The organism is Pseudomonas sp. P4_C3, from assembly GCF_056402075.1.
In genome coordinates this window covers 1-8,634 of record NZ_JBFUIC010000193.1, presented here as the reverse complement: position 1 = coordinate 8,634, position 8,634 = coordinate 1, and the positions used below count along the sequence as shown (strand labels likewise).

At 60.7% G+C, this 8,634-nt stretch carries 10 protein-coding genes and 1 pseudogene; 6 read left to right on the top strand and 5 right to left on the bottom strand.

The annotated features are described in order from the left end of the window. The 3 genes from AC1DVH_RS22395 to AC1DVH_RS22385 form a co-directional block, all read left to right on the top strand. Positions 1-524: hypothetical protein (locus AC1DVH_RS22395; RefSeq protein WP_477755655.1), on the top strand; the 524-nt coding region annotated here is incomplete at its 5' end. Positions 525-543: 19 nt separating this feature from the next. Beyond that, positions 544-1,173: a helix-turn-helix transcriptional regulator gene (locus AC1DVH_RS22390; protein WP_477755654.1), complete on the top strand. Its 630-nt coding sequence runs from the start codon at positions 544-546 to the stop codon at positions 1,171-1,173. 148 nt (positions 1,174-1,321) lie between these two features. Continuing rightward, the gene (locus tag AC1DVH_RS22385; RefSeq protein WP_477755653.1) at positions 1,322-2,182 is read left to right on the top strand and encodes a CAP domain-containing protein; all 861 of its coding nucleotides are present in this window, start codon (positions 1,322-1,324) and stop codon (positions 2,180-2,182) included. Between the two features lie 574 nt (positions 2,183-2,756). On the opposite strand, the gene AC1DVH_RS22380 is transcribed toward AC1DVH_RS22385, so the two are convergent. Both AC1DVH_RS22380 and AC1DVH_RS22375 read right to left on the bottom strand, forming a co-directional pair. Then, the gene (locus AC1DVH_RS22380; RefSeq protein ID WP_477755652.1) at positions 2,757-3,389 is read right to left on the bottom strand and encodes a Vgb family protein; all 633 of its coding nucleotides are present in this window, start codon (positions 3,387-3,389) and stop codon (positions 2,757-2,759) included. Between the two features lie 35 nt (positions 3,390-3,424). Next, positions 3,425-4,645, bottom strand: coding sequence for a tetratricopeptide repeat protein (locus tag AC1DVH_RS22375; protein ID WP_477755651.1), 1,221 nt, complete (start codon positions 4,643-4,645; stop codon positions 3,425-3,427). A gap of 84 nt (positions 4,646-4,729) precedes the next feature. On the opposite strand from AC1DVH_RS22375, the gene AC1DVH_RS22370 reads away from it, so the two are divergent. Further along, complete coding sequence (locus AC1DVH_RS22370; protein ID WP_477755650.1) at positions 4,730-5,488, top strand: DUF899 domain-containing protein; 759 nt, start codon at positions 4,730-4,732, stop codon at positions 5,486-5,488. Positions 5,489-5,554: 66 nt separating this feature from the next. Beyond that, positions 5,555-5,791 (top strand): annotated as a pseudogene (locus AC1DVH_RS22365) (DJ-1/PfpI family protein); the annotation flags it as partial. Here AC1DVH_RS22365 and AC1DVH_RS22360 read toward each other — a convergent pair. After that, positions 5,774-6,544, bottom strand: coding sequence for an APH(3')-II family aminoglycoside O-phosphotransferase (locus AC1DVH_RS22360; protein ID WP_477755649.1), 771 nt, complete (start codon positions 6,542-6,544; stop codon positions 5,774-5,776). The pseudogene AC1DVH_RS22365 and the gene AC1DVH_RS22360 overlap by 18 nt on opposite strands. A 71-nt stretch (positions 6,545-6,615) precedes the next feature. Next, entirely contained in the window at positions 6,616-7,110 is a 495-nt protein-coding gene (locus AC1DVH_RS22355) for a DUF2938 domain-containing protein (RefSeq protein ID WP_477755648.1), read from the bottom strand. 81 nt (positions 7,111-7,191) lie between these two features. Between AC1DVH_RS22355 and AC1DVH_RS22350 the strand changes: the two genes are divergently transcribed. After that, complete coding sequence (locus AC1DVH_RS22350; protein ID WP_477755647.1) at positions 7,192-7,626, top strand: helix-turn-helix domain-containing protein; 435 nt, start codon at positions 7,192-7,194, stop codon at positions 7,624-7,626. Positions 7,627-7,731: 105 nt separating this feature from the next. On the opposite strand, the gene AC1DVH_RS22345 is transcribed toward AC1DVH_RS22350, so the two are convergent. Beyond that, positions 7,732-8,346, bottom strand: coding sequence for a helix-turn-helix domain-containing protein (locus AC1DVH_RS22345; RefSeq protein WP_477755646.1), 615 nt, complete (start codon positions 8,344-8,346; stop codon positions 7,732-7,734). Positions 8,347-8,634 lie beyond the last annotated feature (288 nt).

Below are 8,634 nucleotides of genomic sequence, written 5' to 3'. Positions count from 1 at the left end.
CCACGCGCCTGGCCGAGCGTGACCTTTGGGTCGAACACATTTTCTGGATCAGAAACTACGCGCTGGCCAATCAATCCGCCGACAAAAAGCAAGCCAAAGTCGCGGCGGACCAAGTCGTCGACAACGCGACCAAAATCGCCAACAGCATCGCCCCGCTCTACGGCCAACCGGCGGCGGATCAACTGCTCAAGCTGCTTGCCGGTCACTGGGGCGCGGTGAAACACTACAGCGATGCCACCGTCGCGAAAGACGCCAAGGGCAAGCAGGCTGCCGTCACCGAGTTGACCAGCAATGCCAAGGCGATTGCGGCGTTTCTGGCTACGGCGAACCCCAATCTGCCTGAGGCGACACTGGTGACGATGTTGTCGGCCCATGGCGGTCACCACGTCGCCCAGATCGATGAGTTTGCCGCCCACGATTACGCCGGCGAAGCCCGTACCTGGGCGATGATGCGCACGCACATCCTGGCCCTGGCCGACGCGCTGACCGCCGCGCTGGTCAAGCAATTCCCTGACAAGTTCTGATATCGCGCGAGGGCATCCCATGCTGGAAGGACTGGGCCGAACACAGCAGGACCTGCTCAATGCACTGCTGCACCATGCGGGCGGCATGAGCATTGACGAGTTGGCTGAACACCTGGCCGTCACGCGCACGGCGATCCGCCAACACCTGGCGGCGCTGGAGCGTGACGCTCTGGTGCTGCGCGGCGACACCCGTCCGACGGGCCGGCGTCCGGAGCAGCTGTATCGGCTCACCGACCACGCGCGGGAGCAGTTCCCTCGCCACTATCAGCTACTGGCCAGCATATTGATTGATGAAGTGGCGGGCATCATCGGTCCTGAAGCCCTGGCCTCGCTGATGCGCAGCATGGGCCGAAAACTGGCTTCGGACCTGGAGCAACAGGTCGTGGATGAAGCCAGGATCGTGCAGCACATGAACCAGACGGGCTACGAAGCCGAGGTGTTTTTTCGCTCAGGAGGCACCCCGGAAATCGTCGCGCATAACTGCGTGTTCCATCGCCTGGCCGCCGCCCACCCGGTGGTCTGCGAACTGGACCTGGCCTTGATCGGCGCACTGGGCGGCGGTGAAGTCGAACACAGCGAATGCATGGTGCGCGGCGGGCATGTCTGTCGTTTCAGGCTGCGACCGAGCGAGGACCAGGATCCCGTTTAAACGGCGCACCACGCCTTACCCTTCGTCGGACGCCTCGGCTGGACGACAGGCAGCTGTTTGTCCGCCGTGAACCTTGTGTCGAGTCACCAGTCATACCCAGCGCTTTCCCCACTCCTATCGTCGTCATCTCATCCGAGTTGCCCGTCCCATGCGCCAAACTGTCGTTGCCTTGCGCTTTTCTTCGCTGTGCCTGTTTTCCCTGCTTCCGGTTTTTGCAAGCCCCGCCCACGCCGATGGGCAACGGCAACTGGTAGACGCCATCAACGACTATCGCGCCCATCCGCAACGCTGCGACCGGCGGCCGACGCAACGCTTATCACCCCTGAAGCTCAAGTCGAACCTGGCCCTGCCCGTTGGCTATGGTGGTGGGTTGCGGGACCGGTTAAAGGCTTCCGGCTATCAGGCAACCATGGTGCGGTCCATCCGCGTGGTGGGTGCACGGGATGCCGAAGAAGCCTTCGATATGTTCCAGGACGAGCACTGCGCCGCACTGCTCGACAACCAATACGCCGACATCGGTGTCAGCCGCGCCGGGAGCGAGTGGCAAGTGGTACTCGCCAAGCCGGTACTCGACGGGCAAACCAGCGATCCACGCAGCGCCGCACAGGCGTTGCTGGCGCAGGTCAACGCGGCCCGGGCCAAGCCGCGACTTTGCGGTCGCCAGCGTTTTGCCGCCGCACGGCCGCTGTCCTGGAGTGCTGCCCTGGGCTCCGCAGCACAAGGCCACAGCAAGGACATGGCCTACGGCAATTATTTCGCGCATCAAGATCCCGACGGTGACATGCCCTATGACCGTGCAAAGGCCGCCGGCTACCGTGGCCGGCAGATCGGTGAAAACATCGCCGCCGGGCAAGGTTCACCCAGCAAGGCCATGGCCGGCTGGCTCGCCAGCCCCGGGCACTGCGCCAACCTGATGAACCCGATGTTCACCCAGGTCGGTGCCGCGTACGCCGCCAACGCGCGCAGCGACAACGGTGTTTACTGGACGATGCTGTTTGGCGCGCCCTGAGCCGCTGACCGGACCCACCTTGCGGGCATTAAAAAGCCCGCACTGGGCGGGCTTCGTGGGTGAATGTAATAAGTAGGTGGCCGGCGCTGGTCTCCGGCTTACAAGGTTTATCAGGCCTCCCACAAAAGAGCCGTGAAACTGTAATGGAACTCTTCTGCTTCACACGGCATAAGGGCTGGATCCCAGCGCGGGGATCTTTCTAACCGTGTACCCTTCGGAACGCGCCCCACGTCTCCTTGCTATCCTTTTGCGCATCAGTCTGCGTCTTCACCTACAAGGTTGAGGATAGCAAAACAGACACGATTGCCAACCAGGCTTTTAGACCGATTTCGACCAGCAGAAAACATGGCTGGACGGAAAAAAACTAAGCCCGCAGCGCGGTTCGAAAGGGGCTGCACATCCAACATTGATGGCGCCTGACACGCCGCCTTCGCTGTGTAGGAGCGAGCTTGCTCCGGGCGGCGTTCCGACGAAAGCGGAGTATCAGTCAGCATTGATGTTGAAGCTAACGGCCCCTTCGCGAGCAAGCTCGCTCCTACACAGCGAAGGGGCCGGCACATCCAACACCGGTGCCTCAGGCAGGCCGACGCACCACCCTCACCTTGCCGCTATCGCCGCCACCGCAGAACAACCGCTCGCCACCATCGGACTCAAGCCCCGACACGCCCACGCCTTCGGGCATTTTCAGGCTTTGCAGCACTTCGCCCGATTGCGGATCGATCCGGCGCAGCTCGCTTTCATCGCCTTCCCACGTACCGTGCCACAGCGCGCCGTCCACCCAGGTCACACCAGTGACGAAACGGTTGGATTCGATGGTGCGCAGGATCTTGCCGGTCTCGGGGTCGATCTGGTGGATCTTGCGTTCGCGATACTGGCCCACCCACAACGTCCCTTCGGCCCAGGTCAGCCCCGAATCGGTGCCTGCGCCGGGGGCAGGAATGGTCGAGAGGATACGACCGGTGCGGGGGTCTATCTTGTGGATGCGGTCTTCGGCGATCTGGAACAGGTGTACGCCATCAAACGCGGTGCCGGCATGGGCAGCGACATCGATCGAGCCCAGCACCTTGCCACTTTCCGGGTCCAGGGCGTTGATTTTATTGTTGCATGCGAACCAGACCTTTTCGCCGTCCCAAGTGACGCCGCACACATGGTCGACATCGGCAAACGGGCCATATTCACGAATGATTTCAGCAGTTGCGTGTTTCATTCCGGCATTCCTCATTGGGGTTGGTGGCGTTCATCCTAGCCACCGGGCAGCGGCGCCGGGAGTAACAAGGTCGTCGTGAATCCCGGCACGGGCGGCGTCATCCAGCGCCGCGCGCGGCCACGGCCAAACCATTGCACCTTGCCCTCCTCCGCCAGTGTCTCGAGTGTCCGCTGTACCGTGCGCTGGCTGGTACCCAGCGCCAATGCCAGGGCGGAGCTCGACCACGACTCGCCATCGGCGAGGCAGGCAAATACCGCGGCAAATTTTTCCTCGACCGGCGGCGCCAGTGTCACCACCTGTGTACACACCGGTGATTGCAGGACAAAACCGCGAGCCGTCGCGGTGATGCCGGCCAAGGGCTTGAGTGCTTGACGCAGCCTGCCGACTTCCACGCGAAGCCGTGCGCGATGGGATTCATCCGAGAGTTTCAAACGGAACGCCCGGGCGATCAGCGTTTCCCGCGTAACGTCGGCGGGCCACGCCTCGGCCAATGTGCGGGCGAGTACGAACAGGATCGGCCTTGTAGCGAGCGACACCGACATGCCACAGCCGTGCACAACGTACCGGCAGGCATCCACCACCAGTGACGTTGAACAGAACAACGCTTCAACGTCATCGAGCAACAGCGGCCGTACTTCACCCCGCGCAATCAGGCGCGCCGCCGGGGCATCGAGCAGGCGCGCAGCGTGTTCGACCTCAGCCATCAGCGCGGCAATCCCCGCTTGACTGGCAGCTTGCCCGGCCCTGTTCAACGCCTCCCGCGCCGCGTGCGATTGCAGGCGGCGAATGGCGATCCCCGCCAGCACCAGTTCATGGGTTGCCCGCAAGGCTGGCGGCAATGGGTCGGGGTCGAGTTCGGCCAATAACTGCTGCGCCTCGTTGAGCTGCCCGATCAGCAGCAACCGGCGGATTTGCAGATACCGCGCATGGGCGGCATTGACCCGGTCACCGTGGTGTTCAAGGGTGACCCGCGCCGTTTCGAGCGCCTTGACCGGCCAGCCGAGTTCCCGCGAAGCCAGGGCGATTTCGGCCTCGGCCACCACACATCGGGCACGGGCCAGCACTTCCCTGGGCGCAAAGGCCCGTTGCGCACGCTTGACCAGCGCCCGGGCCCGCACCAGATCGCCCAGTTGCGCCATGGCGATACCGCGCAGGGCCAGCGCCGGCGCATCGTCGCGCAAGGCCACACGGTCCAGTGCGCCCAGCGGATTGCCCGCCGCCAGCGCCTGGGCGGCGGCCGCGATCATCGAGTCCATCGAAATCCCGCCACGCTTGTCACTCCCATCATTCGATACCCGGGTTTAGTCTAAATCACGACCTTTCACCAGGAGCGTACAACGATGAACACGCACAAAACCGCGACCCGGGAACAATGGCTGGCGGCACGCTTGCAACTGCTCGAAGCGGAAAAGGCCCTGACCCGACGCTGCGATGAAGTCGCCAGGCAACGCCAGGCATTGCCATGGGTTCGCCTCGACAAGACGTACCGTTTCGATACCGACAGCGGCGGCGCAACCCTGGCCGAGCTCTTTCAAGGGCGCTCGCAACTGCTGGTCTACCACTTCATGTTCGGGCCCGACTACACGGCCGGCTGCCCGTCCTGCTCAGCCATCGCCGATAGTTTCGACCCCGTCGTCATCCACCTGGCGAACCACGACGTGACCCTGATGGCGATATCCCGCGCGCCGTTGGCGAAACTGCAGGCCTACAAACGTCGGATGGGCTGGACCTTTCCCTGGGCCTCGGCCGCCGACAGCGATTTCACCGCCGACTTCAACGTTTACTTCACCGAAGCGCAGCAGCGTGAAGGGCAGGTCGAGTACAACTATCAGCGCGGCGGCCATGCCATGGACGCCAGTGAAATACCGGAACCGGTGAAACAGTTCGCCGCGACCTGTGGCACCGATGCGCCGACCTACACCCGCGACCGGCCGGGGTTGAGTACGTTCGTGCTGGAGGACGGCGAGATTTATCACACCTACTCCACCTACGCCCGGGGCCTGGACGGATTGTGGGGCATGTACCAATGGCTCGACCGCGCGCCCAAGGGGCGCAATGAAACGGGGCCCTGGTGGCGCCGGCATGATGAATACCAGTGAGCGCCAGCGGCGTCACTGACCGTCGATGAAGACATCCGCCAGTTTGTCCACCGACGCAGGCTTGGTCTAGAACTGGAGCCCATGGACCAGCCGCTGGTATGGCAGGGGAACGTTGCAACCGCTGGCGGATGCCTTGCGGCGCTCTATCTTGTGGGACGGCTGGTCGAGTCCTGGTTCGATGTCGACAAACGCCGCGCGACGCTGCTCCCGGTTCTGCCAGCTGGGCAGCAAGAGCTCTATGATGCCTTGATCGGGCTCCGCATCCGACAAGGAGAAGTCGGCTCATCAGTAGAACTCGTCTAGCAAACAGTAAAACGCTATACGTTGCTGATCTGGCTCTACACCATAGGCGCGAAAAAATGGCGCTACCCATGCCTGTCCAAGGTTGCGCTCTATGCTTCGGACAGCCAGTGCAAGATCTTGATAGATGTCACTGATGCCTAGCCGGCCGCAGTCGATGTAGCCGGTAAAGCTGCTTCCTTCGACCATGAAATTCGGTAGGCAGGCATCGCCGTGGGTGACCGCAAGATCACAGGTTTCAGGGAGCGTCGACAGCATCTCTGCGAAAACACCCTCAGCGGTCCGACCCAGCCGCTCATCGTCAAAGTCTGCCTCGTCAACGAGCCCGGCACTCACTCGACTCCTGGCGGCGGCTATGCGCTGCTCCAAGGGGTGATCAAAGGGACATGTATCAATTGGCATCTGGTGCAGAGTACGTAGTGCCGCCGCCAGGATGCTGATGACTTGGGGTGGAGACAAATCGTTGGCACTGGCCAGATCATGTCCAGGGACGGCACTCATGAGTAACCAATGGCGATTATTTTCTGTCGTAGCATCAAGAACTGTTGGCCCAGGCAGGTCAAGCCGGTTCATCCAACGAAGACGCTCAATCTCTTCCGGCAGCTCACTGTGTACGCCAATGGGCTCGGACTTCACGAACAGGTGTTCCCCATTGATGCAGCGGATGCGAGAAACCTCGGCTCCTGACTCTCCGATAGTTTGTCGTTCAATAGGCGCCCCACTGAATGTTTGGGACCATTGGGTAGGAATGTACATACTGTCACTTACTCAAGTGTTGGCGGATTTACTGCCAGTCGGTTGCATGACAAGCAAGACTCAAACCCTGCTCACTTCGAAGCCAAGGCAATCACCACCGCGGACAGGTAGAGGCCAACGCCAAAGACGGTATGATTTATTAAACTGCGCATGCAGTTCTTGGCCGGCGTCGGCGTCTTGGAGGATGCAAATCCTGCCCCCATGGCGGGCTGTATAACAAAAAGCGGGACTGCCACTGTTGCCACGCCCAAAGCGATTGCTGGCAGGAAAGTTGGTTCCTGCAGCCAGGCGACGCCTTGAATGCACGCCAGTAACACCGCGAAAGCAACTCCCGTGGCGTAGTGCACCACCCAGCCCAGGACCACTTCACCTCGCACCGGCATCGCTTGTCCAATGCTGGCATGAGCGAATTTGCCTTGGCATACATGACCTACCCAGCGCCCGACGAAAGCGAAATTCAGCGTTGGAACGCCAAAGGCCTTCATGAGGAACATCCACAAATCCATGACGACGGTAGCGCCAACCCCCAACAGAAAAACGTGTGCAACCACTTCCAGCGATGCCATACCTACCTCTTGTTCATGGACCAATTAATCTTGCCGTTGCATGATAGAAGTTGAAGTCAACTTCAAGTCAATGGGCTGAAAATGGATATCACTGAGGTCGTCAAACGCACGGGAGTTCCTGCCCACACATTGCGTTTCTACGAGAAGAAAGGCTTGATCGCGTCAGTCAGCCCGCGCGGGGCTCGCCGCCAGTTTGCGTCTGCCGTGGTTGAGCAGTTGGCTGTTATCGCACTCGGACAGGCAGGCGGTCTCTCACTGGACGAGATACGTGCCATGCTTTCCCCGAATGGTAAGGCCGTTGTTGATAGAGACGTGCTTTTGGCCAAGGCGGATGAGATTGATGCGACCGTCAAGCAACTACAGGCGATGAGCCGGGGATTGCGGCATGCGGCCGCATGTCCAGCCCCTAGCCACGCAGAATGCCCGAGATTTCATCGGTTACTCAAGGTCGCAGCGGCTGGCGTCTTTAAACGGGGCAGGCATTCGGCGCCACATCCTGCGCCCGTTCGGCCTTGAGCACACCGCACGAGCGCAATGGAGTTCCTGGCATCCTTGGAATATGGCAGTCGCTATCTCGAGCTGGAATGTGAGTTCAACCTGGAACTGACAGCCCCCTCAGCGTCAATACTCCGACATCACCACCATCACTTCAGCGTCGGCGCCATCCTCGCCTTCCGCCAGATAAATATGACCTATTGAGCTGTTGAAATAGGCTGTTTCTCGACAGCCAATGCTGAGGGATTCACCCGTTTCGAATTGAATGCGCACACGACCTGAAAGGACGACGGCGAACTCTTGTCCGGGGTGACGGATGTAGTCTTCGAACTGATTCAGTTCGCGCGCACAGATCCGCGCGTACATGGGCGTCATGCTGCGTCCGGGGAAATCCCCCGCCATCGGGTGATATTCGTAATTGCCCGTGCTGTAACCCGCCGCACTGTCGATGGCGGTGCTGACCACCGTGGGCTGTACAGCACTGACCCCCGCCTTGGCCGGACTGAAAAGCTGGGCAATGTCCACACTCAGGGCACGAGCGGCGGCCGCGAGTTTTTCGTAACTCACCGACACTTGCGCCAGCTCCATCTTCGACAAGGTCGACAGCGCCACGCCCGAACGCTCGGACAGTTGTTTAAGCGTCAACTTCTGGTTTTTGCGGATGACACGCAGGCGCGCACCGACCTGGGCGCGATCTATCAAGGGATGGTCCGTGGGACACGAGACTCGATCGGAACTCATGCAGACTTCTCTGTCGTACGAAAAACGGTGCCTGGGGCTGAGCCAAGACAAGGGCTGGAAATAATACCTCAAGGCAATGGGTTGACTGCGGAATTCTCATATCTTACATTTCTCGTATCTGAGAATTATAAAAATAAGGGGAAAACTTTTTTCCCCATCCCCAGAGACAGGAGTGATTTCGGTATGCAGGACAGCGAATGTTTCGATTTCGCCATCATCGGCGGTGGTATTGCGGGGGCCTCCCTGGCCTATCGCTTGGCCGGGCAAGCCAGCGTTGTGGTGCTCGAG